This is a genomic window from Allobosea sp. BH3 (genome assembly GCF_025499465.1).
Classification (GTDB): Bacteria; Pseudomonadota; Alphaproteobacteria; order Rhizobiales; family Beijerinckiaceae; genus Allobosea.
Window position 1 is genome coordinate 548,823 of record NZ_JAIMCA010000003.1, and the last position, 26,116, is coordinate 574,938.

General features: G+C 63.1%; 22 protein-coding genes and 1 pseudogene. 7 read left to right on the forward strand and 16 right to left on the reverse strand.

The features are described 5' to 3' along the window. Positions 1-158: 158 nt before the first annotated feature. The 7 genes from BoBH3_RS11460 to BoBH3_RS11490 form a co-directional block, all read right to left on the reverse strand. Entirely contained in the window at positions 159-1,019 is an 861-nt protein-coding gene (locus tag BoBH3_RS11460) for a hypothetical protein (RefSeq protein ID WP_262330913.1), read from the reverse strand. Positions 1,020-1,292: 273 nt separating this feature from the next. Then, positions 1,293-2,048, reverse strand: a complete 756-nt coding sequence (locus BoBH3_RS11465) for a hypothetical protein (protein WP_262330914.1) — start codon at positions 2,046-2,048, stop codon at positions 1,293-1,295. A gap of 230 nt (positions 2,049-2,278) precedes the next feature. Beyond that, positions 2,279-2,404 carry a hypothetical protein gene (locus BoBH3_RS11470; protein WP_262330915.1) on the reverse strand — a complete coding sequence of 42 codons (126 nt, stop codon included), beginning with the start codon at positions 2,402-2,404 and terminating at the stop codon, positions 2,279-2,281. After that, complete coding sequence (locus BoBH3_RS11475) at positions 2,404-3,852, reverse strand: hypothetical protein (protein WP_262330916.1); 1,449 nt, start codon at positions 3,850-3,852, stop codon at positions 2,404-2,406. The genes BoBH3_RS11470 and BoBH3_RS11475 overlap by 1 nt, the downstream gene beginning before the upstream one ends. After that, entirely contained in the window at positions 3,818-4,864 is a 1,047-nt protein-coding gene (locus BoBH3_RS11480; RefSeq protein WP_262330917.1) for a nucleoid-associated protein, read from the reverse strand. The genes BoBH3_RS11475 and BoBH3_RS11480 overlap by 35 nt, the downstream gene beginning before the upstream one ends. A 385-nt stretch (positions 4,865-5,249) precedes the next feature. Continuing rightward, positions 5,250-5,963 (reverse strand): hypothetical protein, encoded by a 714-nt coding sequence (locus BoBH3_RS11485; RefSeq protein ID WP_262330918.1) that lies wholly within the window; start codon positions 5,961-5,963, stop codon positions 5,250-5,252. 189 nt (positions 5,964-6,152) lie between these two features. After that, positions 6,153-6,614 carry a helix-turn-helix domain-containing protein gene (locus BoBH3_RS11490; protein ID WP_262330919.1) on the reverse strand — a complete coding sequence of 154 codons (462 nt, stop codon included), beginning with the start codon at positions 6,612-6,614 and terminating at the stop codon, positions 6,153-6,155. 227 nt (positions 6,615-6,841) lie between these two features. Here BoBH3_RS11490 and BoBH3_RS11495 point away from each other — a divergent pair, with 227 nt between their 5' ends. From BoBH3_RS11495 to BoBH3_RS11505, 3 genes are all read left to right on the forward strand, one after another. Next, positions 6,842-7,552 (forward strand): hypothetical protein, encoded by a 711-nt coding sequence (locus BoBH3_RS11495; protein ID WP_262330920.1) that lies wholly within the window; start codon positions 6,842-6,844, stop codon positions 7,550-7,552. Between the two features lie 57 nt (positions 7,553-7,609). Continuing rightward, entirely contained in the window at positions 7,610-7,933 is a 324-nt protein-coding gene (locus tag BoBH3_RS11500) for a hypothetical protein (protein ID WP_262330921.1), read from the forward strand. 66 nt (positions 7,934-7,999) lie between these two features. Next, positions 8,000-9,919, forward strand: coding sequence for an AAA family ATPase (locus BoBH3_RS11505; RefSeq protein ID WP_262330922.1), 1,920 nt, complete (start codon positions 8,000-8,002; stop codon positions 9,917-9,919). A gap of 353 nt (positions 9,920-10,272) precedes the next feature. On the opposite strand, the gene ssb is transcribed toward BoBH3_RS11505, so the two are convergent. Then, positions 10,273-10,833: a single-stranded DNA-binding protein gene (gene ssb / locus BoBH3_RS11510; protein WP_262330923.1), complete on the reverse strand. Its 561-nt coding sequence runs from the start codon at positions 10,831-10,833 to the stop codon at positions 10,273-10,275. Positions 10,834-11,020: 187 nt separating this feature from the next. Further along, the gene (locus BoBH3_RS11515) at positions 11,021-11,587 is read right to left on the reverse strand and encodes a biotin transporter BioY (RefSeq protein WP_262330924.1); all 567 of its coding nucleotides are present in this window, start codon (positions 11,585-11,587) and stop codon (positions 11,021-11,023) included. A 228-nt stretch (positions 11,588-11,815) separates the two neighbouring features. On the opposite strand from BoBH3_RS11515, the gene BoBH3_RS11520 reads away from it, so the two are divergent. Both BoBH3_RS11520 and BoBH3_RS11525 read left to right on the forward strand, forming a co-directional pair. After that, positions 11,816-12,994, forward strand: a complete 1,179-nt coding sequence (locus BoBH3_RS11520; protein WP_262330925.1) for a pyridoxal-phosphate-dependent aminotransferase family protein — start codon at positions 11,816-11,818, stop codon at positions 12,992-12,994. A gap of 167 nt (positions 12,995-13,161) precedes the next feature. Next, a complete protein-coding gene (locus tag BoBH3_RS11525; protein WP_262330926.1) occupies positions 13,162-14,784 on the forward strand; it encodes an ABC-F family ATP-binding cassette domain-containing protein in 1,623 nt (540 codons plus the stop codon). Between the two features lie 60 nt (positions 14,785-14,844). Here BoBH3_RS11525 and BoBH3_RS11530 read toward each other — a convergent pair whose 3' ends face one another. Next, complete coding sequence (locus BoBH3_RS11530; RefSeq protein WP_262330927.1) at positions 14,845-15,417, reverse strand: M15 family metallopeptidase; 573 nt, start codon at positions 15,415-15,417, stop codon at positions 14,845-14,847. A gap of 46 nt (positions 15,418-15,463) precedes the next feature. Between BoBH3_RS11530 and BoBH3_RS11535 the strand changes: the two genes are divergently transcribed. Continuing rightward, positions 15,464-15,733: a hypothetical protein gene (locus BoBH3_RS11535; protein WP_262330928.1), complete on the forward strand. Its 270-nt coding sequence runs from the start codon at positions 15,464-15,466 to the stop codon at positions 15,731-15,733. Here the strand turns inward: BoBH3_RS11535 and BoBH3_RS11540 are convergent. The 4 genes and pseudogenes from BoBH3_RS11540 to BoBH3_RS11555 form a co-directional block, all read right to left on the reverse strand. Next, entirely contained in the window at positions 15,693-16,535 is an 843-nt protein-coding gene (locus BoBH3_RS11540) for a flagellar motor protein MotB (RefSeq protein ID WP_262330929.1), read from the reverse strand. The two genes, BoBH3_RS11535 and BoBH3_RS11540, sit on opposite strands and share 41 nt — an antisense overlap. 28 nt (positions 16,536-16,563) lie before the next feature. Continuing rightward, positions 16,564-17,421: a flagellar motor stator protein MotA gene (gene motA, locus BoBH3_RS11545; protein WP_262330930.1), complete on the reverse strand. Its 858-nt coding sequence runs from the start codon at positions 17,419-17,421 to the stop codon at positions 16,564-16,566. A 215-nt stretch (positions 17,422-17,636) separates the two neighbouring features. Further along, the gene (locus BoBH3_RS11550) at positions 17,637-18,491 is read right to left on the reverse strand and encodes an ABC transporter permease (protein WP_262330931.1); all 855 of its coding nucleotides are present in this window, start codon (positions 18,489-18,491) and stop codon (positions 17,637-17,639) included. A gap of 13 nt (positions 18,492-18,504) precedes the next feature. Then, positions 18,505-19,722 (reverse strand): annotated as a pseudogene (locus BoBH3_RS11555) (ABC transporter substrate-binding protein). 39 nt (positions 19,723-19,761) lie between these two features. Here BoBH3_RS11555 and uvrA point away from each other — a divergent pair. Then, the gene (uvrA, locus tag BoBH3_RS11560) at positions 19,762-22,749 is read left to right on the forward strand and encodes an excinuclease ABC subunit UvrA (RefSeq protein WP_262330932.1); all 2,988 of its coding nucleotides are present in this window, start codon (positions 19,762-19,764) and stop codon (positions 22,747-22,749) included. A gap of 51 nt (positions 22,750-22,800) precedes the next feature. Here the strand turns inward: uvrA and BoBH3_RS11565 are convergent, their stop codons facing one another. Continuing rightward, positions 22,801-23,673 carry a DNA adenine methylase gene (locus BoBH3_RS11565; RefSeq protein ID WP_262330933.1) on the reverse strand — a complete coding sequence of 291 codons (873 nt, stop codon included), beginning with the start codon at positions 23,671-23,673 and terminating at the stop codon, positions 22,801-22,803. Beyond that, positions 23,666-25,921, reverse strand: a complete 2,256-nt coding sequence (locus BoBH3_RS11570) for a DGQHR domain-containing protein (RefSeq protein ID WP_262330934.1) — start codon at positions 25,919-25,921, stop codon at positions 23,666-23,668. Before BoBH3_RS11570 ends, BoBH3_RS11565 begins: the two co-directional genes overlap by 8 nt. Between the last annotated feature and the right edge of the window lie 195 nt (positions 25,922-26,116).

A 26,116-nucleotide genomic window follows, 5' to 3' on the forward strand; every position in this document is an offset into this window, starting at 1 on the left:
CGCCCGCTTCCATGCTATCGTCCGCACGCCCCTGTTGCCTCTGCCCGGTCTCGTCCGGTCATGCACCTGCGGTGAGCTTCAGAACCCGAGGTCAGGCTAACGCCGCATGGGGTTTGCACTTCCGCTATTGCGGCGCCCTTCGAGCCTTCAGCGCGCTTTCAGGCTCTCGAGACCGGAGGCAGCCCGAGTATCGTTCGAACGCGCGCCTCCAGCCTGGCCTGCAAGTCGGCCCGGCCCTCGCCATTGTTGTGATAGGTGACGACGCGCAAATGGCGAAGGTCGAAGGGGATGTCGTCGATATGCTGGGCGATAAGGATTACTTCACGCCCCAGCGCGTGTGCGATCCCGGCCTCATAGAACACGTTGGGGTTCTTGCCCGTGCAGTCGGCGATGATGATCCGCGAGCGGTCGATCAGCCTGACGATGTCCTGGATGATCGCGTGGTCGATCCAGATGTCGTCGGCACGATTGACCTGCATTCCGACAGCCGCACCCACGCCCTGAATCGTCCGATAAACCTCCGTGAACGCCGGGTTGAACGGCATCATCGCTGACATCTGGTTGTCGTCAATCTGGGGTGGCTCGTTGATCTGGAACAACGTCGGGCGATTACGGCGCGCGGGAAGCGAGCGCACCATGACGCGAAACAGGTCGACCCTCTTGACCGCCCAATGGGTGCGCGTGAACTCGAAGTCCCCGATTTGGAGATCACGCTTCACGCGATCCAGCGCTCCGAGATCGATCGGCGGGACCTGCTGGTCGAAGGCATACTCGATAAGGACTTCGCCACGACCATGCGGTGTGACCCGCGTTATGTGGCCGATCCTCGCGATCTCCTCATCCGCACCGATCTCCGGCATGAAGAGGCAGGGATAGCGCATCAGCTTGTCGAAATCGATTTCGCCATCCCGGCGGTGAGCCGCGGCGACGGCGGCATCGGTATGCTCGAGGATACGACTGACGGTGAACGTGCTCTCGTGCTCGGGCCAGCCTAGCCCCATGACCAGTAGGTTGTACAAGCCGATCTCCCATCACTGTCGAGGATTGCTTATCGCGAGGGACGCCCAAATCCAACGGCTCGCCCCCGGACCGAATCCTTGTCGATCGGATCATCGCTCGAGCGTCGGAGGCCGTTCTCGTCCCGGAGCCGATCATCAGAGCAAGTCGAGATGAGTGCTCGCGGCCGAGTGCACGAACCGGACGGACCGGTAGAAGGCGTTCGCATACTCCGGGTGCAGGGCGGTGGTCAGGCCCAACTGCTTGCAGCCATCCCCGCCGAGCCATTGGTATACTCAGCCGCGCCTCTCGCTGACGAAGTAGTTGAGTCGGGCGGCGACGTCCCGGTTCAGTGCCGCGATCCCCTCGTTGTTATTGAGATAGCGAATGAAACGGTGGTGCCGCAGGTCGAACGGGATGTCTTCGGCGTTTTGGGTGATCGGGATGACATGCTTGCCGAGCGTATGCGCGATCCCGGCTTCGTAGAACACGTTCGGGTTGCGGCCGGTGAAGTCGCACACGACGACGAACGACCGGAAAATCAGACCAAAGATGTCCTGGATGATCGTCGAGTGCTCCCAGATGTTGTCAGCCCGCAGGCAGTTCATGCCCGCAGATCTAGAGGCCTCCACGAGGGTCGCGTGCACCGGCGAGAACGACATGTCGAAGGGCATCATAACTGACACGAGGTCCGGATCTGGGACTGCGTCGGGCACCTGGAACACCGTCGGCGCGAATACGATCCGGCGGCCGACAATCGGCGTACTGGATACGTTCTCTCCGCCGCCGAACTTGTCTTGTAGGTAATCCTCGATGACGGTGAGATTGTTCGGATCGGCCCTAACGAGCATCATGACCACGGACAGGACGTGTCCGCCGTAATCGCTGTCCGCGAAGTCGAGACTGCGAAGCAGCCGAGGGTGGTTCTGGATCGCGTCGGGCCGATTGGTGAGCAGTCCGAGTTCGAGCCAATTGGATTGGTCGAACTCATTCTTGATCACCTCGACCAGACGCAGGATTTTCTTGTTTCTGTTCAGCTCTTCGTAGGCCACGCCCTACTCCCCCCGACCCGCATGCATAGGGTCAGCGCACCATAACCTTGGATCACGATTGATGCTCGGCGGACGTGGTCTTCTTCAACACCTGGCTTCTGGCGCGCGGGTCTAAGCGGCCTACGCCATAAGCGAGAGCATGCGCTCGCGACGCTCGAACCACCAGCCGAATTCTGGCGGTCGGGGGCGCGAAGCCCCAGTTCCGGGAGCTTAGCACGGGCGCGGGGCACTCAATGCGAGTCGAGCAGCAGCTCGTCAACAAGGGCAACGAGGTCGGCAAGGCCGCGGGCGACAATCTCCTCCACGTGATGGAGGGCGGTGATCAGGCCGACCGCCACGCTTACGAGGCCCGCCATCAGACAACGGCAAGGGATCGGAGCAGAGCGCAACCAGCCTCCCAGATCTGTACGAGCTTTGCTCCTGTCCATGTCATGACCAAGGATGGATCGACGTATCCTGCCTCGACCAGCGTCGCGAGCACGAGCAGCAGCACGACAATGGAGACAACGCGGCGCGCGCGGCGCTCGGTCACCCGATAGTCTTCGATCGCGGCGGACAGCGGCGTCCCCGCGAGTTCACGGTAGTCGTCATCGTCGAGAAAAGCATAAAGCTTGGTCCGCCACGCGGCTCGGCTCTGTTCGAGCGAAGAGAGGAAGCGTCGGTTGATCGTGACTGTGAGCCAGAACGACGCAATGAAATAGGCCGCTACCAACAGGTAGATCGTCGAGAAGGCGAAGGAGGACGGCACCGTCTTGGCGGCGTCGAGACCGAAGCGCACCGCCATGACGCCGATGGCGACGGCAACATCGCGCCACACGGCGCTCGACAGGTCGCGCGCCTGCTGGACGAGCTTCTGGACGTCATCGGCCAATGTCTTCCGGAGATCAGCAAGGGCCTTCAGGGTGTCCTTGCTGCCAGCCCGGAGATGCGCCTTGTAGAGCAGTCGCGCGGAATCGAGCGATGACGCCAACTTGCCCGAAAGACCGCTTGAGAACGATTTGCGGGCGGGCCATTCCCGTGCCAACTCGGCCGAGAGAAAGGTATGGCGCACCTCGACGTCCGTCCCCTCCGTGTAGACCCAGCACGCCGCGTCTTGGAGGGCCGTGAACGGAACATCGCCATCGCTGAATCGGCCGAGTTCGAGTCGCCGGGGTGGTTGCCCCACTAGACTGACCCGCTCCTCACCTGCTTCGACATAGAGCTCGTTAGGAAGCGATCGCGAAATCATTGCGCTGGCGACGTCTTCCCAAATCTCCCACGCCGTACCCTGGCTATTGTCCCCGTCCACCAGCCAAGGCTCGATCCGGGTCGGCGCCATCAGAACGGACGATTGCGACCGGACCTGCCGTCTCGGACTGCTATCCCGTGGCGGCGGAGCGGCGAGCCCGACGGCAAGCACCCCTTCCCACGGGGCCACGTCGAAGGCGCGGGTTCGGAAACGCGCAGCGTCGAAGGCAAGCCGAACCGACGTTGCCGATGACACCCTTGCGTCCTCCAGAAGGAAGGATCGCCAACCCTCCCGGGTGAACAGATGGGGCATGTTCGCGTTCGACGCGAACGTGATGGTGATGCGGGCGCGCTCCCCCGCGATGGCGTCCCGGGGAAGGATCCGATCGTCCGCCGGGTCGATGAAGGAGAACGACAGCCAGTCGGGAGCTTCGTCGGATACGGCTTGCCAGGCATCGAGCGCGGCGCGCGTCAGCGACCCCGCTAGGCTGAGCCTACCCGGATCCTCGCCGATCCCGAGATCGGCGACCGCACGACTGGCCTCAACGGCGTCGTGTACCCGTGTCGCTATCGACATCGTCGCTCTTCACGCCGGTGGTGACGATCACAATCTCCTTGCGGCCATCCGGCCGCGGCCGCACGCTGGGAGCGTGATCCTCGTCGTAGAGAATCTGCGTGCCCTCGTCGGTTTCAAGGCGCCGCCTGCGCGGCTTCTGCACCCTATCGGGATTGATGTCGAAGGTTTCCTCGGAAACCCCGTGCTGCTTGAGGTTGCGTGTCAGCGTCCTGCGAAGCGGCGCGTCCTCCGCGACCTGGCCGAAGATGGCCGTGAGAATCGGTTCGAGGTCCTCGGGATCGAAGCGGTGCCCTTGCCGCATGACCTCATAGATTCGGTTGACGCCGCTGCGCTGGATCTCTTCGGGTAAGCCGCCTTTGTGTTCCTTGAAGGTGGCCTTGAACGCCTCGACGAGCTTCCCGCTCATCTCGTCAGGCGAGTTGACGCGCCGGACCTTGAGGAAACGCTCGAAGTAATCGGAAATGTGGGCGGTGTTGCTGCGATCCCGGACCATCAGGTGACCGCCCGTTTCGGCGTCGAGGCGAACCAAAGCGATCTTCTGCATGGCTTCGGGCTTGCGGACGAACGTCTCCTGGAATCGTTCGAGTCGCGGCGCCTGCGGCTCGTCCCCGTTCCTGAGGATGTACCGGACCACGTCCTCGTTGTCATACTTGATCAGGGCATAGATCGGATCGGCTCCGCCGACGCCCAGTTCGAAGACGAAGAACACGCCGACGCTCGTCACCTTGGAATGCTGGTCCTGGAATGCCTGTGCCAATCCCTGACTCTGCTCCGCGAACGCATCGGCATTGCCCTTGATCTCCCGGAGCATGCGTTCGGCGTCCGATCGGGGGCGGAACTCGAATAGATTCCCCCTCAGGGCGGATCTGACCCGATCGACGAAGAAATCGGCGTGTTGAGGCGGCGTGATCTCCGCTAACAGGATGGGATCCTCCAGCGTCTTGCCGACGACATGGAAGATCATTCGCCGGATCTGGAGTGCATCCTTTTCTTCGTCCGATAGAAAACCCATGCCATCCCCCCGGCGAGCCCCTTGTCGGTGACTCTCACCCGTCCATCGATTTTTGCGCAGCTTCGGGCAGGGCTTAGCCTGACGCAATGGAAGGCCGGGCGCGTCGCAAATGAAGCTGTTGATCGCATGAGAGTTTGTTCTCTTTATGTTCCGTTCAATTGTCGAAAGGATGACCGAGTTGGACGGGTACGAGAATGGAGTCGATCGGGCTGAGCGCAATAGGCCGCGACGAAAGCGGCCACGACCTAGGACGGCCGAGGCGTATGACGGTCAGCACCGCCAGCGGTAAGGCTATCGCGTCCTGTTTCATGGCCTCCGCCCAACGTCTCGCCGTCTCGAACATCCAGACGCCATGCAGGACATCCGCGAATGCCGCAAAACGCCCCTAGTCCGGATCCTTCGGCTTTTCCTGCCACCACCGGGCACTGAAGTTGTTTAGGGAGCCCTGGGAATCGGTGACGGCCCTGAACGTCTTCGGGATCGTGCTCCCGTCACCACCGGCCTGGAAGTAGTCGCGAACGGTGTAGAGTGCCGTCTTGTAAAGATGCTTCCACTCGCGGGCGATTTCCTCCTGCAAGGCCGCCTCCCGCTTCGCTGCGCTTGGCTTCCGCTTGGGAGCGGAATCGCCGTATCGCGAACGTGCCCTGTAGGTGTGGCTGAATGTAATGGCCCCGTAAGTCCAGGCCTCGTCAACGGTCTTCCGCCAGCGGAACGAAACCTTGATGTCGATGTCCGGGTGATGATGATGCGGGCGGAAATTATCATCATCGACGTGAAACAACTCGTCGAAGCGCTCCTCGGTCTTCATCCGGTCGACCATGGCGGCGAAGGCGTTCGAGAGGGTGTATCCCGCGCGAACGGCGCTCTCGCGCGTCTCGGAGACCTTGCGGGCAGACTTCGCGTCCCGGTATCTCCGGATGGCGGTTTCGAACGCGCTCAACTTGCCCGCCACGTAAGGCCCGCAATCCGCCAGTCGCATCCGGTGAAAATCCGCCAGGGATTCCCCGTCGAGCGCCCGGTCGATCGTCTTGCCCAATGCGTTCCGATCGACGGATTTGAGGGCATCCTTCTCCCGGATGCTCAGATTGATCTCGCCCATTTCGTCATTCCCCCCCGGTGGGAGTGTCAACAGGCAAGGGCTTCCTTGCAAGGGGAAGGATCCATTGCGGTGCGAGCCGCTCTTTCGACCGACGGTAATCAAAACGTCGCCACCGGTCGGCGGCGGCGAAACGAACCTCAGGCTTACGTCAAATAAACGATTCCTTGCCGCGCGACCGGCGTCACCCGATCAGTTATCCGTCATCCGCAATCGAAATCCCTCTCCTCTGACATCCGAGGGCGACAGGAATTCGATGCCGAGTGACTGAAGGGCATCCCGGACGGCCACGCTGGCGACAGTGGCCTCGGCGTTCGGCGCTCGGCTCTCGACTCGCGCGACGGTTCTGGGATGGACCCCGGCCCGAGCTGCCACCTCATCGAGGCTGAGTTGGAGAGCGAGCCTGGCGGGTTTTATCAGGGCGGCGAAAGCCAGCCTCGTAGGCCTTTGACCGCTTTCGCCCGCTTCCGGAGGCATGCGAAATCCGACCACCCGACCATCCGATGCTTTGAGGAATTCGATTCCCTTGGCTTCCAACGCCGCCTGCACCGCGACGGCACCGCGTGATGGGCGGGATTCCGCAGCCTCGATCCTACCTACCGTGCGGGCATGCAATGCCGCGTCGGCCGCGATCGTTTCCAGGCTCGCGCCCATCGCAATTCTCGCCGCTTTCAAGAGCTTAGCGCTGGCAAGCATCCGGAGGGGATGACACGCACGAATCCTGAAATCCAGAGCATCGATGGAATGCCCTCCCATCGGCTTGAATGCCTATATGCGGACTCACTTGCCTATATATGGGCATCCGCTATATATCGAATCCTCGATCGGGCTGCGGCGCTCCGACGAATCGCTCGCCAGACAAGTGCCCGGAGACACGATCGATGGAGATTTTCGCCCTTGCCGGATCGGGTGATCAGATCGCGCGGACGAGTGTCAGCCTGGTGCTCGCTCTCGGCTTGGCCCGGCGCGGATTGAAGCCATTGCACATCCAGGTGCTGGACGACGAGGACGCCGCCCCCGTCCTATCGAGGCCCGAGCACGCCCCCTTCACGAGCCTCGCGCTGGCCCCTGGCGATGCCGGACCGACCGGCTCCGGTATACTTCAGCGGGCATTGGCCCATGGCGATCTCGGCCCGGTCGTCGTCGACCTGCCCGGTAGAGACGTTCCGACGAGGCTGCTCGGCCACCGGCACTGCAACCTCCTGCTGCCGATGGCGACACATCGGCCCGAACTCAAGCGATCGGCCCAGGACTTCGCGTGGCTCGCGGCGAGACGGTCACCCTTCGGTAGCAGGAACGTCTTCGTCGTGCCGGTCGGATGGCCGTCGGTCCTGAGACAGGCCGACTATCAGCGTCTGCTCAAGCGCGAGGCCGCTCGCGCTGCCGCAGCGATGTTGCCCGCGGCGCGGCACATTGTCCCGCGCGGGATATCGGACGTCATCCTGGGTCTCGGCCCGCTCCTCATCGACGGGGCGGTCAACTCGGAACGGCAACTGGCTCACGAAGCGGCGGTGATCGCGCAGGCCGTTCTCCGGTCGACGGGCAGTTCCTGGATCGAAAGCGATCCGACCCGAGACACATCCGGTTCCTGAATCCGAGCGGGTCAGCCGAGTGTTCGTAATCGCAACCGATCCTTGGGAAAGCATCGTATGGACAAGAATATCATGGGCCAAATTCGTGCGGCCGTCCTTCGCGGTGACCGCAAAGCCACGCTGGCGGCCTTGCGTGAACTCGGCCGGGGAAAGGACCCTCACGACTCGGATGATGCCTCCGCCTCCGAGGGGGTGAACGTCACCCTGTCCTTGGCCGAGCTGATGGCCCTCATCGAGCTGGTCACCAAGCCGAAGTCGTTCGGCGAGGCCCTGGCGGAGATCGGGTTCGAACCGGTCAAGGGCGCGCGACTGGCGCCACGTGAACCTCATCCGATGCGGCGCGGGCCGCTGCCACGCCGCTCCGAGGATGACCAGACCTGACCCCGACATTCAGTCGGCCATCATCCTCGCACCGCTAACCGATCCGAAGACGGGACGTCGACAACCATGAAATGGGGTTCCCTCGCCAAGCAGGAACGCAGGAAGCTCACGCGGTCCGTATCTCGTTTCCTGGCGTACTGCGATCTGATCCGGCATTGCCGACCCTATGTAGACTCCCATGGCTCGTTCGCGATCGTCGTCGTGCTGCCCCCGGAAGGGAACATCGACCAGTACAAGGAAGCTGCGCTGTTCGCTTTCGCGGAGCCTGAACCGCGGTCGCGCTTCGACTTCGAGAAGACGAACTATCTGATCGCTGACAAGGACTGGAGCCGCAAGGAACGGCTAACCCTCGAAGGGTTGGTCAATTACGACCGCCTCGTCGTGCTCGCGAGGAACCGGTCGGACGTTCATGAGAAGGGCCTCGCGGTGGCGGATGCCGTCATCACCCTCGGCCCGCCCGAGGTCGGTCACGTTGTGGCCGCGGCCCGTCTCTGCCTGAAGCAGCACATCGGCGAGAACCTGGCGCGCGAAGTCGCGGGCATGCCGCTCGACCTGATCGCGGCGACGGTTCGACGCGGTCGGCCCGTGGAACGGTCGGCCGAGATGGTCCGGATCATGATGCGTAAGCAGGAGAAGCCCGAGGCCGGTCAAGTCGGCGTCGAGGCCCTCCACGGTTTCGGCGAGGCGGCAACCTGGGCACGCGAGCTCGCCACCGACCTGAAGGATTGGCAAGCCGGCAGGATCGCATGGGGCGACGTCGACCGTGGCATCCTGCTAAGCGGCCCACCGGGTGTCGGGAAAACGACCTTTGCTATGGCCCTGGCCACGACCTGTGGAGCTCATCTCGTCGTCGGTTCGATCGCAAGGTGGCAAGCTCGCGGGCACCTCGGAGACATGTTGAAGGCCATGCGAGCCGCCTTCGAAGAGGCGAAGCAGCGCGCCCCCGCGATCGTGTTTATTGACGAGGTCGATGCCGTCGGCTCGCGGGAGGATTTCCGCGGCCACAGCGCGCAGTACAACACGGAGGTCGTGGCCGCTCTGTTGGAGTGCATCGACGGCGTCGACGGGCGTGACGGCGTCATCGTCGTCGGCGCCTGCAATCATCCTCACAAGCTCGACCCGGCCCTCGTCAGGCCCGGAAGGCTCGACAGGCATGTCAGGATCCCGCTGCCCGATGGCGCCGCCCGTGAAGGGATCATCCGGTTGCATCTCGCCGGGGACCTGGCCGATCACGATGTCAGCCAGGTCGTCCGGCGGACGGAGGGGTGGAGCGGCGCCGGCTTGGAGAAGCTGGTTCGCGAGGCCCGTCGCGTCGCCAGGCGCGGGCGTAGACCCGTGTCGTCATCGGACCTGGAAGCGTCGCTGCCGAAGCGGATCGCCATTCCGGAAGAACTGCTGCGACGGGCCGCGATCCACGAGTGCGGTCACGCCATCGCGTTCCTCTCTTTCGGGCACCCGTTCGAGGCGCTGGAGCTGTACGACGTGTCGGAGGGAGCGGACGGCTACCAGCCGCTGGGGTTCATTCAGATGACAGGCATTGAGCCGCGGGCGTCGACCGCCGCCACGATTCGCGACGATATCTGCGGACTGCTCGGCGGCATGGCTGCGGAGGAAGTGTTGCTCGGCGCTCGATCATCGTCGGGCGGCGGCGCCCGGGATAGCGATCTGCATCGGGCCACCCTTGCCGCGGTTCGGCTCGAGGCGTCGTTCGGTCTCGGGGCCGGGATGTCGTTCATCGCGGAGGATCGCGAGGCTGATCTGATGTCCGCTCTCCGACTGTCCGGCGACTTGCGGTCAAAGGTCGACAAGACCCTTGCGGGGGAGATGGCCAGAGCCTGCGCGATCATCGAAGCCCGTCGGGGGCCCTTGCTGAAGGTCAGCAACGAGTTACTGGTGAGGCGGCGGCTTTCGAGTGACGAGTTTCGAGGAATGATCTCGAGCGATGAGCGCGCGGAAGGCGAAGGCCAGAATGCTTTCCCACACTAGCTGTACCACCCGCAGGAACGCGCGCCTGATGACGCCCTCGGGCATTTCCTTCTAATCCGGAGTTGCACACAGGCGGAGCGGCTACGGCGCTATTGAGGGGCGCGCCGCTCCGCCCATGCACAACTCCTATCCGCCGAGGCAAGCAGCGCACGCGCCGGGCCCGTTGCACGCGAATCCTAAACGCCGCTTCCAACCCGCCAAGCGGGAGACCTACTGCGCTTTTTTTACAAATGTGAGTTTTCCACACTGTCTAAAACGAGCGTTGATTGGCGCAACTCCATTTGTAAAGAAAAAAGGCGTTGTATAACAACGCCTTAAGGTCAATAACTTTACTATTGCGATGGAGGTCGTGCCTAGAACGGAATATCGTCGTCGAGATGGCTGGACGAGGAGCGACCGCCGCCGCCACCGCTTCCACCGCCGCTGCCCGACATGGCCGGCTGGCGCGAGCCGCCGCCGCCCATCGCACCGGAGCGGCCGAAGGAAGAGCCGCCGCCGCCCGAGCGATCCTCGACATAGCCGCCGCCACCGCCGCCTTCGCTATATTCGTCACCGCCGCCCTGGCGGCTGTCGAGAATGGTGAGCTCGCCGCGGAAGCGCTGCAGCACGATTTCGGTCGTGTATTTCTCGACGCCCGACTGGTCCTGCCACTTCCGGGTCTGAAGCTGGCCCTCGATGTAGATCTTCGAGCCCTTCTTCAGATACTGCTCCGCCACCTTCGCCAGGTTCTCGTTGAAGATCACGACGGAGTGCCACTCGGTGCGCTCCTTGCGCTCGCCGCTCTGCTTGTCGCGCCAGGTCTCCGACGTGGCGATCCGCAGATTGACGACGGGCTCGCCGCTGCCGAGCCGGCGCACCTCGGGGTCCCGCCCCAGATTGCCGACCAGAATGACCTTGTTGACGCTGCCAGCCATGAGAGGCTCCACTTCCTGCGCACTAAAAACACGAAACCCGGCCACATGACCGGAGCCGAACCCTATCGGCTTGCCCGGTCAATATCAATCATGTTCCCGTTTTGTTCAATAGGCTTCAACCGGGTTTTCCCCGGTTGATTCGCGAGAGCAGAAGCGGCGGGCTTGCTTGCCGCTCCTTCTCTTAGGATCAGCCTCGCGGCGCGAAGGCCTTCAGCGTCGCCGCCGCGAGGGCAGACTTCAGGATCGCGCCGAGGATGAAGGGCATAGCGCCGAGGGCGATGGCCTTCTCCACGCCGATGAAGGTCGCCAGCCAAGCCGTGCCGAGCACGAGGCAGAGACCGTTGCCAAGCAACATCGAGAGCGTGGCGAGGCCGACGCGACGGCCGTTCCAGCCGCGCTCCGCGAGGAATCCGGTCAGCGCCGCGGCGAAGGGAAAGGCCATCAGGTAGCCGCCGGTCGGACCAACGATATAGCGCAGCCCTCCGGTCGCGCCGGCGAAGACCGGGAGGCCGGCGGCGCCTTCGAGCAGCCAGGCGATCACGGTCACGGCGCCTAGGCGCCAGCCATAGAGCGCGCCGATCAGCGTGACCGCGAAGGTCTGCATCGTCATTGGCACCGGCACCATCGGCACCTTGATCTGCGAGGACAGAGCCAGCAGCAGCGTGCCGACGAGCACGGCGGCGGCCTGCCAGGCGAGCGAACGGCTTCGCGGCTGCAACGGGCTAAACGGGCGGGCGAGAACAAGATCGGTCATGATCGCTCCATACACTTGGCCGGCGCCGCGTCGTCACGACTCCGATGCGGCCTTGTGGGCCTTTTCCCGAAGTCGTTTCAAGCCCCGCAGCGGCGACGTGCACCGCTTCAGCCAATCCTTTCACCATGCGTGGCGGGAGTGCGGGCAATGCCGCGCCACAGCTTGCGCGCGGCCGCGATATATCCGATTGGCTGCGTCAGGCGACCTTTCCCACCTTGAGGATTAGCGATGACCGTGGCGAACGGCCGGGCCTTCCTGGCGATTCCTGGCCCGACCAATATTCCAGACCGCGTGCTTCAGGCGATGATGCGCCCGGCCGAGGAGCTGGCCTCGGAGACGATCGTCAACCTCACCGACTCCCTGCTCGCAGACCTCAAGCCGGTCTTCCGCACCAAGGGCGACACCTTCATCTACGCCGCCAACGGCCATGGCGGCTGGGAGGCGGCGCTGACCAACGTGCTCTCGCGCGGCGACAAGGTGCTCGTCCTCGCCAGCGGGCGCTTCGCCGTCGGCTGGGGCGAGATGGCGGCCTTCATGGGTGCGGATGTCGAGGTGCTGCCGGGGAGCTGGCGCTCGGCGGTCGATCCGGCGGCTGTCGAGGCGCGTCTCAGGGCCGACAAGGGCCATGAGATCAAGGCCGTGCTGATGACGCAGATCGACACGGCCTCTGGCGTGCTCAACGACGTGCGGGCCGTGCGCAAGGCGCTCGATGCGGCCGGGCACCCTGCCCTGTTCATGGTCGACGGTGTCGCCTCGGTCGGCTGCATGCGCTTCGAGATGGACGCCTGGGGCGTCGACGTCGCCATGTCGGCCTCTCAGAAGGGGATGATGAGCTCGCCAGGCCTCGCCTTCGTGGCCGCCAACGAGAAGGCGCTCGCCGCCCACAAGACCGCGAACATGCGCACGCTCTACTGGGACTGGACCTCCCGGATGAGTCCCCTCGCCTATATGAAGCATTGCGGCACCGCGCCGGAGCATCTGCTCTTCGGCCTGCGCGCGGCGGTCGACATGATTTTCGAGGAAGGGCTGGAGGCGGTGTGGAAGCGCCATGAGCTGCTGGCAGGGGCGACCCATGCCGCCGTCTCGCGCTGGGCCGAGGGCCAGGCGCTCGCCTTCAACGTGCCCGAGCCGGCGCAGCGCGCGCCGTCCGTGACGCCTGTCCTGGTCAGCGGCGTCGAGACGGCGGAGATCATGGAGTATGCCCGCAAGACCTGCGGCGTAACTCTCGGCCTCGGCATCGGCGATCTGAGCGGCAAGGCCTTCCGCATCGCCCATATGGGCCATGTCAACGCGCCGATGGTGCTGGGCACGCTCGGCGCCGTCGAGATGACGCTGCAGGCCAAGGGCGTGCCGCATGGCAGCGGCGGCGTGGCGGCCGCGGTGGCTTATCTGGCGGAAGCGGCCTAAGAGACCTTTCCATTCCCTCACAGCCCTCATCCTGAGGTGCAGCCTTCAGGCTGCGTCTCGAAGGATGCTCCAGATGCCTCCCGGGCCTCCTGAAGCATCCTTCGAGACGGCCCTGCGGGCCTCCTCAGGATGAGGGCTCTGGTTCACATATTCGGTTCCCGACACCCATGATCCGGCTCGAAAACATCAGCAAGCAGAACGGCAAGCAGATCGTCTTCATCGAGGCCTCCGCGGCCTTGCAGAAAGGTGAGAAGATCGGCCTCGTCGGCCCCAACGGCGCGGGCAAGACCACGCTGTTCCGCCTCATCACCGGCGAGGAGGCGCCCGACGAGGGCCAGGTCTCGATCGATCGCGGCATCACCATCGGCTATTTCAGCCAGGATGTCGGCGAGATGGCCGGCATCAGCGTGGTCGCGGCGGTGATGGACGGCGCCGGCCCGGTCTCGACCGTGGCGGCCGAGCTCGCCGCGCTGGAGGCCGCCATGGCCGACCCCGAGCGCGCCGACGAGATGGAGGAGATCGTCCTGCGCTATGGCGAGGTGCAGGGCCGCTTCGAGGAGCTCGATGGCTATGCGCTCGACGGGCGCGCCCGCGAGGTTCTGGCGGGGCTGGGCTTCAGCCCGGCGATGGTCGAGGGCGATGTCGGCGCGCTCTCCGGCGGCTGGAAGATGCGCGTCGCGCTCGCCCGCATCCTGCTGATGGCGCCGGACGCGATGCTGCTCGACGAGCCGAGCAACCATCTCGACATCGAGAGCCTGATCTGGCTGGAGGCGTTCCTCAAGGGCTATGAGGGCGCCCTGCTGATGACCTCGCACGACCGCTCCTTCATGAACCGCATCGTCGGCAAGATCGTCGAGATCGACGGCGGCTCGCTCACCACCTATTCCGGCGACTACGAGTTCTACCAGCAGCAGCGCGCGCTGTCCGAGAAGCAGCAGCAGGCGCAGTTCGAGCGCCAGCAGGCGATGCTCGCCAAGGAGATCGCCTTCATCGAGCGCTTCAAGGCCCGCGCCTCCCATGCCGCGCAGGTGCAGAGCCGGGTCAAGAAGCTCGACAAGATCGAGCGGGTAGAGCCGCCGAAACGCCGCCAGACCGTCAAGTTCGAGTTCCAGCCCGCGCCGCGCTCCGGCGACGACGTGGCGGGCCTGAAGGGCGTCGGCAAGCGCTATGGCGAGAAGATCATCTATGACGGCTTCGACTTCCAGATCCGCCGCCGCGAGCGCTGGTGCGTGATGGGCGTCAACGGCGCCGGCAAGTCGACGCTGCTGCGGCTGATCACCGGCTCATCCAAGCCGGATACCGGCATCGTCACGCTCGGCGCCGGCGTCAAGCTCGGCTATTTCGCCCAGCATTCGATGGAGATTCTCGAAGGCGACAGGACCGTCTTCGAGACCCTGGAGGACGCCTTCCCGCAGGCCAACCAGGGCTCTCTACGGGCTCTGGCCGGCTGCTTCGGCTTCTCGGGCGACGACGTCGAGAAGCGCTGCCGCGTGCTTTCCGGCGGCGAGAAGGCCCGGCTCGTCATGGCGCTGATGCTCTACGATCCGCCGAACTTCCTCGTGCTGGACGAGCCCACCAACCATCTCGACATCGCCACCAAGGAGATGCTGGTCGAGGCGCTCGCCACCTTCGAGGGCACGATGCTCTTCGTCAGCCACGACCGGCACTTCCTCGCAGCCCTCTCGAACCGCGTGCTGGAGCTGACCCCGGAAGGCGTCCACGCCTATGGCGGCGGCTACACGGAATATGTCGCGCGCACCGGCCAGGAGGCGCCGGGCTTGCGGACCTGAGTGGGCTTGCTTGCCGCTGGCGGCAGATCGCGCCCAGCCTTCCGGACTATGCCAGACTAGTCATCTGCGCTGGCGCCTCGTCGCCAGCTCGAAATGCGACCGGTCATTGTCCTTGTAGCGCCCGAAGTGGCCGCCCCAGCGAAGCCGGACGCCGCTGTCGGAGGCAGCCTTCCTCATGGCGGTGGCGATCCGCACCTGCCGGGCCGGATCGAAGACGACGCGCCCCTCCCCGTCCAGCGGCCAGATATCGACAGCCCGTCCGGAGCGGTGTGCCGAACTTCTCGTTCTCGACCATCCCCAGGCTACCGCCTGAGCTTGCTCATCTCTGTCCCTGCGGCCCGAGCCGATCACGAAGCGCAGATCCGGAAGGCTTTCTTGCGCCCTCCTCACGATCGCCGAGAGCACCGGGTCGAGCGCACGCAGCTTCGCATCGTGGTTCCCGACCGGATCGGGATTCCAGGCGCGGAACATCGCAATCTGGTCGCGCCCGAACTCGTCGTAGATCGGGATCTTGGCGTAGACACCGCCAGGGCCAAAGGCGCCCGGTTGGCTATGCGCGGCGCAGACCCATGCAAGGCTCGTCAGCACGAGGCTGATCCGCTTCAGGCCGGCGACGCGTGCGCGAGACGACATGCGTATCGACGATTGCCGAAGAAAGCCTCGAAAGGAAGGCAGGCAGATGATCTGGGTCGTCAGGATCAGGACGCTCTACGATCCGCCGAACGTCCCGGTGCGGGGCGGCCTGACCAACCATCTCCACATCGGCAGCAAGGAAATGCTGACCGACGCACCCGCGTCCTTAGAGGGCACGACGCTCTTCGTCAGCCACGGCCGGCAGGGCGTGGCCTTGCCAGGCCCCACTGAGCTCAATCTCACACGGACTCTGAGGCTGCCGATGTGCCTGGTCGTCAGGGACGGACGCCCGGCGGCAGCGGCGGCTCCCCATTGAGCAGCGTGATCGTCACCCGTCGGTTCGCCGGGAGGTCGGGATTGTCGGGGAAGACCGGCTCGCTGTCGGCGCGTCCCGCCACGGAAGAGAAGCGGTCGTTGGGGAGCCCGGCACCCGACAGGATCTCGCGCACGGCGAGCGCGCGCCCGGCGGTGAGAGCCCAGGGTTCGACGGCCCGCACCGTGCCCGGGCGCGCGGCGGCCGTGTGGCCGGTGATAGACAGGCGGCCGGGCAGCCGGCGCAGGGCGGGCGCGAGCGCCTCCAGCACGAGACGGGTGCGATCGTAGGGCTGGACCGAGTTCTCGGGGAACATGGCGCGGCCGTACTCGTCCATGAGGGAGATGTTCAACCCCTCCTTGGTCGGCTCGATCACGATGTTGCGCGACAGCTCGGTAATTTCGGGCACGTTCTGGAGCGCCTGCCGGATGCTGGCCGCGGCGCTGAGATGGGCCTGCAAGCCGGCTGCCGGGCGACCCGAGGTGGCCCGGCGCGTTCCATCCTCCTGCCCGATGACGCGCGCGTCGCGGGGCGACGACGACTTGTTGCCCGACTTGTCCAGGGAGGTGCCCATCAGAACGGCGCCAGCGCCGCTGGTGCTGGGACTCAGAGCCTCCGGCGAGAAATATTCCGCCAGGCCGATCTTCTGCTCCTGCGTCGTCATGCTGATCAGCCACATCAGCAGGAAGAACGCCATCATGGCGGTCACGAAGTCCGCATAGGCGATCTTCCACGCGCCGCCGTGGTGCGCATGAGCGGCCTTCTTGACCTTCTTGATGATGATCGGCTGGATCGGCTTGTCCATCGAGTCCCTACTGGAGATTGGGTCAGATCTAGGCGGGCAGATCGGCGGTTGCCTGTTCCACTTCGCTGAAGGTCGGGCGGACGTCGCTCATCAGAGCCTTGCGGGCAAACTCGACCGCCATTACCGGCGGCTGACCGCTGATATGAGCCAGGAGGCCTACCTTGAGGGAAAGGTAGTATTTGGATTCCGCCTCGTAGATGCGCTTGAGAGACTGCGCCATGGGCCCGAAGAAGCCGTAGGCGACGAAGACGCCGAAGAAAGTGCCTACGAGCGCGCCGCCGATCAGATGTCCCAGCACCTCCGGCGGCTCGGTGATCGACCCCATCGTCTTGATCACGCCGAGCACGGCGGCGACGATGCCGAGCGCCGGTGTTCCGTCTGCGAGCGACTGCATGGCCGAAACGACACGCTCCTGCTCCTGGTGGTGCGTCTCCAGCTCCTCGTCCATGAGAGCGTCGATCTCGTGGACGTTGTTGGAGCCCATCGTCAGCATGCGCATGTAGTCGCAGACGAACTCGACCGCATGATGGTTCGCCGCAAAAGTCGGGAAGGCGTTGAACAGCGTCGAATCACTCGGGTTTTCGATGTGCTCTTCGATCGCGAGCACGCCCTTTTGCTTCACAAGCTTGTACAACGAATACTGCATTCCCAGCAGCTCGACATAGTCTTCCTGCTTGTACTTGGAGCCCTTCATGAGCGTGCCAAGCATGGCGGGCACGGCCTTGAGCACCGGCCCGGGATTGCCGATGACGAAGGCACCGATCGCTGCACCAAGGATGATAACAAACTCGAATGGCTGCCAAAGGACCAAGAGGTGGCCACCCATCGCCGCGTAGCTGCCGAAAACGCAGACGAAGACGATGATTGTGCCAACGATCAGCCGCATGGTTTGCCACCCTCGAACCGCAGCCGCAGCAGGGACTACCCACGCGAAGCCACTATTGGTCCGAAATGACCTATCAAGGTTAACGCTGGGTTTAGAGCCATTGGCCCGCAGGTTTGTCAGCGTCGTCTCGGGCCGCGGCTTTGAGGTTTGGGGCGGCCGGCGAGGCCCAGGGGAGGAAATCCGGGTGCAATGAGTCGCCCTCTGCTTGCGGCCCCTTAGCGACCCTTCCCCCTTGCCAACACCGCTCCAGCCATACGGTCGAGCAGGATCGCCAGCAGCACGATCGCCAGCCCGCCGACGAAACCGAGTCCCGGATCGGCACGCTGGAGGCCGAGCAGCACGATCTCGCCCAGGCCCTTAGCGCCGATCATCGAGGCGACCACCACCATGGCAAGCGCCATCATGATCGCCTGGTTGAGCCCCTGCAGGATCGCCGGGCGGGCCAGGGGCAGCTCGACCAGCCAGAGCGTCTGCCGGCCGCTCAGGCCCAGCGCTCGCGAGGCCGCCACCAGCTCGCGGTCGATCTCGCGCAGGCCGAGTTCGGTGAGGCGCGCGAAGGGCGGCAGCGCGTAGATCACCGTGGCGATCAGAGCCGGCGCCCGGCCCAGCCCCAGCACCATCGCCACCGGGATCAGGTAGACGAAGCTCGGGATCGTCTGCATCAGGTCGTAGACCGGCGCCAGCACGCGAGAGAGCCGGGGCCAGCGCGCCGCCATGATTCCGAGCGGCAGCCCGAGCATCGCGACCAGCAGCACCGCCACCGCGATCAACGCCAGCGACTGCATCGTCGCCTGCCAGACGCCGAGCAGCGCGATGGCCGCCGGTAGCGCCGCCATGCCGAGCACGAAGAAGGGACGTGGCCGCGCCAACAGTGCAGCGCCGGCGACGATGGCGATGCCGACCGGCGGGGAGAGCTGGAGCAGCCCGGCCTCGACCCAGCGCACCGGCGCGGTCAGCAGCGCGGAGAGGCCGTCGAGACTATCGCCATGGCCGGTGACGACCGCATCGACGGCGCGGTTGACCGCCTGCTGCAGCGCCTTGCCGAGATCGGGCAGCCAGTTTTCGCTCACCGGTCGGTTTCGCTCACAGGCTTGCCGCGACCTTCTGGGCGGCCTCCGCCGGAAGCCAGCGCTTCCACAGCTCGGGCTGTGCCTTGAGGAAGGCCAGCGCCTGCTGCTCGGGCGTGATGCCCTTCTCGCGCGCCTCGGCTAGCATCTTCGAGGTCATCTCCGCGCTCATGCCATAGGCCTTGAAGAAGGCGGCGAGCTGCGGCGCCTTCGTCGGGAAATCGACGTTGGCGCCGATGACGACGCGGCTGACCGGATAGGCCGTGGCGCGGGTCGGCGCGTCGTTCGTCTTCAGCTCGGCCCAGATCTTCTCGTCGAAGGGCGGCTCTTCCAGCTTCACCAGATCATAGGCGCCCAGCAACCAGCTCGGCCCCCACTAATAGAACAGCACGGGCCGCTTGCGCTTCAGCGCGGCCTCGATGGCGGCCACCAGCGCTTCGGGCGAGCCGCCGCGGGTGTTGGTGAAATCCTGCGCCAGCCCATAGACGCCAAGCTTCTTGGTGTTGATGCCCTCGCAGACCCAGCCGGCGACACAATTGTAGAACCGGCCCTTGGACGGCTCCTCGGGATCGGCGAAGAGGTCCTTGTAGCGCTTGAGGTCGGTGACCGATTTCAGCTCCGGCGCCTTGGCGTCCGGCCCGGAAACGAGATAGCGCGGCACGAACCAGCCCTCGCTGGCGTCCGGGAAGGTGGTGCCGAGCGGAACCACCCTGCCCGCCTCCGCCGCCTTGACCCAGGCCTCGACCGGGTTCGCCGCCCAGATCTCCATGACGATGTCGACATCGCCGCGCGCCATTCCGTTGACCAGCGGGGCGATGGCTCCCGGCACCCGCTCGACCTTGCAGCCGAAGCCGCGCTCGGCGATGGCGCTGGCGACGGCGGTGTGGAAGGCGGCGGAGTCGTAATCGAGCCCGGCCATCTTCAACGGCCGGTCGAGCTCGCAGGCCGCCAGCGGCCCTGCCATCAGGATGCCGAGCGCCATCGCGCCGGCCTGCAGAACGGTTCTGATCGACATCGCGCCTCTCCCTGGTTTCGAAGACCCGCCGTTTAACGCGGGACGCCCCGCGCTTGATCCGTCGCCGATGAAGCGCTCCGCGCCCATAGATCGCGAGGGGCGGAGCGGCGTATTCCTGCCATCTGCTGTCAGCACGATGAGGGGGAGCGGCCTGCGCCGCCACGCCTGCGTGCTAGACATTGCCGTCGCCCGGCTCGCCGGGCTGGCATGGCCCGGCATTTGCCCTATCTAAAGGGCCTCACCGCAACGGACGCCCCGATGGCCCGCAAGACCGATCCCGCTGCTGCCAAGTCGGCTGCACAACAAGCTGCTGCGCTTGAAGACATGTTCGACCGCAATCGCGTGGCCGACCCGAATTCGCGCGCCATCACCGTGCGCGGCGCCCGCGAGCATAACCTCAAGAACGTCGATCTCGCCATTCCGCGCGACAAGCTCGTCGTATTCACGGGGCTTTCCGGCTCGGGCAAGTCCTCGCTCGCCTTCGACACGATCTATGCGGAAGGCCAGCGCCGCTATGTCGAGAGCCTCTCGGCCTATGCCCGCCAGTTCCTCGAGATGATGCAGAAGCCCGATGTCGACCAGATCGACGGGCTTTCTCCCGCCATCTCGATCGAGCAGAAGACGACTTCCAAGAACCCGCGCTCGACGGTCGGCACCGTCACCGAAATCCACGACTATATGCGCCTGTTGTGGGCGCGCGCCGGCATTCCCTATTCGCCCGCGACCGGGCTGCCGATCGAGAGCCAGACCGTCTCGCAGATGGTGGATCGCCTCACCGAGCTGCCGGAGAAGACGCGCGGCTATCTGCTCGCGCCGGTGGTGCGCGGCCGCAAGGGCGAGTTCCGCAAGGAAATGGCGGACTGGCTGAAGCGCGGCTTCCAGCGCGTCAAGGTCAATGGCGAGTTCTACGAGATCCCGGACGCGCCGCCACTCGACAAGAAGTTCAAGCACGACATCGACGTCGTCGTGGACCGCATCGTGATCCGGCCCGATCTCGGCGCCCGTCTCGCGGATTCGCTGGAGCAGGCGCTGGAGCTGACGGACGGCATCGCGGTCTTCGAATATGCCGACGAGAAGGAGGAGAACGGCGAGGCGAAGCGTGTCACCTTCTCCTCCAAGTTCGCCTGCCCGGTTTCCGGCTTCACCATTCCCGAGATCGAGCCCCGGCTGTTCTCGTTCAACAACCCCTTCGGCGCCTGCCCGACCTGCGACGGCCTCGGCCACGAGATGCGGATCGACCCGGACATGATCGTGCCGGATCATTCGCTCACCCTCAAGAAGGGCGCCATCGCCCCCTGGGCCAAGTCGACCTCGCCCTATTACGGCCAGACGCTGGAAGCGCTCGCGAAGCATTTCGGCTTCTCGATGACCAAGCCCTGGTCCGAGCTGCCGGAGAGCGCCCACAAGGCGATCCTGTTCGGCACCGGCACGGAAGCCGTGCGCATGGCCTATAATGACGGCCTGCGCGCCTATGAGGTGAAGAAGCCCTTCGAGGGCGTCATCACCAATATGGAGCGGCGCTGGAAGGAGACGGAGTCGGACTGGGCGCGCGAGGAGATCGGCCGCTTCATGTCCGAGACGCCCTGCGCCGCCTGCAACGGCTATCGCCTGAAGCCCGAGGCGCTGGCGGTGAAGATCGACATGCGCCATATCGGCGAGATCTCGAAGCTCTCGGTCAAGGACGCGCTGGAATGGGTCACCGCCCTGCCCTCGCGCCTCTCGAAGAAGCAGAACGAGATCGCCCCGCGCATCCTCAAGGAGATCCGCGACCGGCTGACCTTCCTGCTCGATGTGGGCCTGGAATACCTGACGCTCGCGCGCGGCTCGCGCACGCTGTCGGGCGGCGAGAGCCAGCGCATCCGTCTCGCCTCGCAGATCGGCTCGGGCCTCACCGGCGTGCTCTATGTGCTGGACGAGCCCTCGATCGGCCTGCACCAGCGCGACAACGAGCGCCTGCTCGGAACGCTGCGCCGGCTAAGAGACCTCGGCAACACGGTGATCGTGGTCGAGCATGACGAGGACGCGATCCTGACCGCGGATTATGTCGTCGATGTCGGCCCCGGCGCCGGCATCCATGGCGGCGAGATCGTCGCCAAGGGCACGCCGCAAGATATCCTCAACGATCCCAATTCGTTGACGGGCAAATACCTGACCGGCGAGATGTCGGTGCCGGTGCCCGAGAAGCGTCGCAAGGCGCAGAAGGGCCGCGCGCTGAAGATCGTCGGCGCGCGCGGCAACAACCTCAAGGACGTGACGGTCGAGATCCCCTTGGGCATGTTCACCTGCATCACCGGCGTCTCCGGCGGCGGCAAGTCGACGCTCGTCATCGACACGCTCTACAAGGCCGTGGCGCGCAAGCTCAACGGCTCGATCGAGCACCCGGCCCCGCATGACCGCATCGAGGGCATCGAGCATCTCGACAAGGTCATCGACATCGACCAGTCGCCGATCGGCCGCACGCCGCGCTCCAACCCCGCGACCTATACCGGCGCCTTCACGCCGATCCGCGAATGGTTCGCCGGCCTGCCGGAGGCGAAGGCGCGCGGCTACGGCCCGGGCCGCTTCAGCTTCAACGTCAAGGGCGGCCGCTGCGAGGCCTGCCAGGGCGACGGCGTCATCAAGATCGAGATGCACTTCCTGCCGGATGTCTACGTCACCTGCGACGTCTGCAAGGGCAAGCGCTACGACCGCGAGACGCTGGAAGTGAAATACCGCGAGAAGTCGATCGCCGATGTGCTCGACATGTCGGTCGAGGAGGCCAAGGTCCTGTTCAAGGCCGTGCCCTCGATCCGCGACAAGATGGAGACGCTGCACCGCGTCGGGCTCGACTACGTCAAGGTCGGCCAGCAGGCGACGACGCTCTCGGGCGGCGAGGCGCAGCGCGTCAAGCTCTCCAAGGAGCTCTCCAAGCGCGCCACCGGCCGCACGCTCTACATCCTCGACGAGCCGACGACCGGCCTGCATTTCCACGATGTCGCCAAGCTCATGGAGGTGCTGCACGAGCTGGTCGACCAGGGCAATTCGGTGGTGGTGATCGAGCACAATCTCGAGGTGGTGAAGACCGCCGACTGGGTAATCGACATGGGCCCCGAAGGCGGCGACGGCGGCGGCCAGGTCGTGGCACAGGGCACGCCGGAAGACATCGTGCGGATCGGCAAGGGCCATACCGCAAGGTTCCTCAAGGAGGTGCTGGACCGGCGGCCGATCAAGAAGGGGAAGGCCGTGCAGCGCGAGGCGGCGGAGTAGGCGCAAACGCGCCACTTCCGGCCACAGCTTGCGGCGCCTTAATCATGGGCGCTACGCTTCCTTGAGTTCGCTAGCACTGTAGCGAGCATCGTGCAAATTGAGTAGATCTATCGGACTTGAGGTTGCATATCCGATTTGTATAGCGACCTCTTCTACGCTCCTGCGATGGCCTGCGCTTCCAGAAATCACACTATGTCGGTTGACGATGTGCATAGTGCCAACACCGTCGTAAAGTTGTTCGATTGATGAGTGGTGCGCGTTGAGCACTAAGACTGACGCGCCACGGCCCGCAGCAGCTGCCGCCGCTTCCTTCAATCGCTCTTGGTCCGACCAAGAAAAGATATTCTCGTTATACTTTAGAAAACCGTTATTGTTGTGCGCAACGGTATAAGGCGGATCGAGAAAAACAAAATCTCCGTGCCCGGCTTCTGCCAAGGTCGCTTCAAAATCTTTCGTAGTGATCGAAGCCTTTTGGAGCGCCGATGATACCCATTCGAAATCATCCGTTTCCATCAACACGCGATCTTTTGTGCCTCTGGGAACATTAAATTCTCCACGCAGATTGACCCTATAAAGGCCGTTCCAACAGGTTCGATTTAGGTAGATGAATCGCGCGGCTTCCGCAGCGCTTTTGATCTGAGGAGTTGCGCGAGCTTCGTAATAAAAATTATCAGAATGCTTATGGGCATACTCTTCAAGATGCGCGAGCACAGATTGCCAATCATCCCGGATCGCATTGTAAGTAGCGACCAATTTCTCATTCGCATCAGAAAGAAGCGCGTTGCTGGGCTCTTGGGCAAAGAAAATTGCGCCACCTCCAAGGAACGGCTCGACATAACGGTCGTAGGATGCAGGGAAGAGCCAAGAAAAGGAGCGCGCCAGCCACCTTTTCCCACCGGCCCACTTCAAAAACGGTTCACGCATTGGAGCCTATGACGCCGCTACTCAATAAGCTGTCAAAGACGCTTTCGAGAACCTCGATATCTCGTTCTTTGTACTTTTTACCAAACGGGTGAGCCGGGATCCTACGAATGCGATTAACCTCATCAAACCACTTCAAATAACGAGCTGCATGAGACTCGTCAGGCAATCTAATACTCAAAATATCGCTAAAATTTGGCCAATTCTCCTTAGTTTCGACAATCTTACGAAAATCAATGAAATCAATATAAGTTTCCAGCGGACCTTGATCGTCAACCTCAGCCGCGAGCTGCTTCTTAAAAGCTCCCTCCAATATATCTTTATTCTTTATCGCTTGTTGAAGATATTTTTCGCCATCATAAATTCGCTTCAACCTGGATACGATAAACGCAGGAACTTGCTCCTGAATAATTCGCACACGCTGATCAGCAAGCTTAGTAATCTCCTCTTCGCTCTCCTTCACGAAGTCATCGTATCCTACGGGTGCGAAGCTTGGGAACTTAGCCTTCACGATGTCCGCGAGGCGATGAAAATATCTCGTGGGACCACCGGAACCGAATGGAACCTTGAACCGCTGCGAAAAGGCATGGTCTGTGGCGGTCTTTATCACTTCCAATATCGGCTCCAAGTAACGCCCAACCTCTCCCAGCAGCTCGGTCTCCGTTAGGTTTCTGGGGTCGTTTCCGGTTTCCCTATGGATGAACGGGCAAAGCTCGCCCAGAAGCCGGATATAAGCCTCAACTGCTACGTTCGTGCAGAGCATGCCGGCCTTGCCAGCGTCCCATCGAACGATGTTTGCCTGCCTAACAAGGTCGAAATAGTCGGACAGGGTTGAGGCAGCAGAATTAATCGTCTGCGTTGGGGTATCTCCACTGAGAGGGCCTTGTATAAAACGGGTCGGCTTCGACCTCATTCGACCGATCAACCCAGACGATGTGATCGCGTTGATGATAGAGGTGATCGTCAGCGTGCGCTCTGGCCCGTCCGGTAGATCAGCACTTTTGAAGCGGTCCTCGAAAGGTCCGCCGACATCGGAACGAAGCTGCTCAATAATGCGAGCGGCAATTGCCCGGCTTTGCCGCTGCCGATCTTCCGAGTGGAGGTCCTGTTCACCTCGCAACTCATCAAGCAGACCCGGTGAAACCATTTTCTGCTGACTATTGATCGTCTTGAAGAGGCGCCCCTCCTCTTCGCTCGCAAGCTTTTCAAAAGCAATGACAGGCACCCGATGCGTCGGGTGGCTCTCCGCCAACTCAGCATACCCATAAAGGCGATGTTGTCCGTCAATCACCCAAACTGACTTATAATCAGATGGGAGAGTTAACATCCCCATCGTGGTTCCATCTTCCGTCTGTGGAGCAGCTTGATCAAATCGAACAGTATTCTTGAAATTCACAATGATTGCGTTTGCGAAATACCCCCCATCGTGAATGAAATTGGCGACAGCCTGAAGGCGATTTCGTGTGATTAGTCGCTGATAGCTTGGGGCAGCCTCAGGATCACGCAGATCGCGATGGTTAACATAGGAAATTGGTAGAAGTTTTCTGGCAGGCGCAACGAAGAAATATGCTTGGCAGCCGCCAACCTTTGTGCGGATGGCTGGAACCTTTACATCTCGTAGCGCATCGACTTTGGTAGCGGCAAGGTAAGTGGCATGAAACTGAAATCGTCCAGCGGGGCCGAGCCGCTTTGCAATCTCTGAAAAATATCGAAGATCCCTTTCACTCACAATGCGGATGTTATGTTGTTCCGCGAGCCCTCTATCCGTTGTACTCCACTCGATATTTCGCGTAACGAAGAGCCAGAGAAACTTCTGACCACCATCCTTACCAAGGTAATGCTTGAGTGCGTTCGCGATGGCTTTCTTGTTGGCCTCGAATTCTGAAATGTCCTTGCGGAGCGAGCGCTTGCTTCGCGTCTCACAGGCCTTGCATTCGGCAACAACGACTGTTTCGTCATCAAAGGCCAAGACGTCGATTTGCTTGGTGATCGGCTTGCCGCCGTGCTGTGACAATTCGACAGTGAACTTCCGACCCGCGTTTAAGTTCGGATAGCCGAAAAGATAAAGCACCGTCCAAAAGTCGTTCTCCAGAAGTTCATCGAAGCTTTTGGAGCGTTTAAGACGAATCTTCTGACCCCGACCTGGGGCTCGTTCCCAACCATCGGCGATCAATTCATCTGCCTTAGAAGCGACAACGCTTTGAAGATCGTAGCGCGACTTTCGCTTCTTATACTCGGCAATGCGAGCCATTTTCTCGCTGACAAGCGGTCTTAGCATGCCCCCCAGAGCCCCGCGATTCGAGTTTTTTTCAGCCTAAGCGGGTCTTAGCGCCCTCGTCACCACCATTCGCATGTTTCCACAGTACCTTTTTGTAGATGAAGGGAGGAATTCGACGAAAGGCGAAAAGCGGACATGCTCCACGTCTGACTCCGACCAGACACTTAT

Bases quoted from the DNA above. Each gene is read 5' to 3' on its own strand.
- BoBH3_RS11475 (WP_262330916.1), bottom strand. From the start codon at position 3,852: ATGTCGATAGCGACACGGGTACACGACGCCGTTGAGGCCAGTCGTGCG.
- BoBH3_RS11470 (WP_262330915.1), bottom strand. From the start codon at position 2,404: ATGGCGGGCCTCGTAAGCGTGGCGGTCGGCCTGATCACCGCCCTCCAT.
- BoBH3_RS11490 (WP_262330919.1), bottom strand. From the start codon at position 6,614: ATGGGCGCGAGCCTGGAAACGATCGCGGCCGACGCGGCATTGCATGCC.
- ssb (WP_262330923.1), bottom strand. From the start codon at position 10,833: ATGGCTGGCAGCGTCAACAAGGTCATTCTGGTCGGCAATCTGGGGCGG.
- BoBH3_RS11515 (WP_262330924.1), bottom strand. From the start codon at position 11,587: ATGACCGATCTTGTTCTCGCCCGCCCGTTTAGCCCGTTGCAGCCGCGA.
- BoBH3_RS11495 (WP_262330920.1), top strand. From the start codon at position 6,842: ATGGAGATTTTCGCCCTTGCCGGATCGGGTGATCAGATCGCGCGGACG.
- BoBH3_RS11535 (WP_262330928.1), top strand. From the start codon at position 15,464: ATGATCTGGGTCGTCAGGATCAGGACGCTCTACGATCCGCCGAACGTC.
- uvrA (WP_262330932.1), top strand. From the start codon at position 19,762: ATGGCCCGCAAGACCGATCCCGCTGCTGCCAAGTCGGCTGCACAACAA.
- BoBH3_RS11525 (WP_262330926.1), top strand. From the start codon at position 13,162: ATGATCCGGCTCGAAAACATCAGCAAGCAGAACGGCAAGCAGATCGTC.
- BoBH3_RS11500 (WP_262330921.1), top strand. From the start codon at position 7,610: ATGGACAAGAATATCATGGGCCAAATTCGTGCGGCCGTCCTTCGCGGT.
- BoBH3_RS11520 (WP_262330925.1), top strand. From the start codon at position 11,816: ATGACCGTGGCGAACGGCCGGGCCTTCCTGGCGATTCCTGGCCCGACC.
- BoBH3_RS11570 (WP_262330934.1), bottom strand. From the start codon at position 25,921: ATGGCTCGCATTGCCGAGTATAAGAAGCGAAAGTCGCGCTACGATCTT.
- BoBH3_RS11540 (WP_262330929.1), bottom strand. From the start codon at position 16,535: ATGGACAAGCCGATCCAGCCGATCATCATCAAGAAGGTCAAGAAGGCC.
- BoBH3_RS11480 (WP_262330917.1), bottom strand. From the start codon at position 4,864: ATGGGTTTTCTATCGGACGAAGAAAAGGATGCACTCCAGATCCGGCGA.
- BoBH3_RS11485 (WP_262330918.1), bottom strand. From the start codon at position 5,963: ATGGGCGAGATCAATCTGAGCATCCGGGAGAAGGATGCCCTCAAATCC.
- BoBH3_RS11505 (WP_262330922.1), top strand. From the start codon at position 8,000: ATGAAATGGGGTTCCCTCGCCAAGCAGGAACGCAGGAAGCTCACGCGG.
- BoBH3_RS11565 (WP_262330933.1), bottom strand. From the start codon at position 23,673: ATGCGTGAACCGTTTTTGAAGTGGGCCGGTGGGAAAAGGTGGCTGGCG.
- motA (WP_262330930.1), bottom strand. From the start codon at position 17,421: ATGCGGCTGATCGTTGGCACAATCATCGTCTTCGTCTGCGTTTTCGGC.
- BoBH3_RS11530 (WP_262330927.1), bottom strand. From the start codon at position 15,417: ATGTCGTCTCGCGCACGCGTCGCCGGCCTGAAGCGGATCAGCCTCGTG.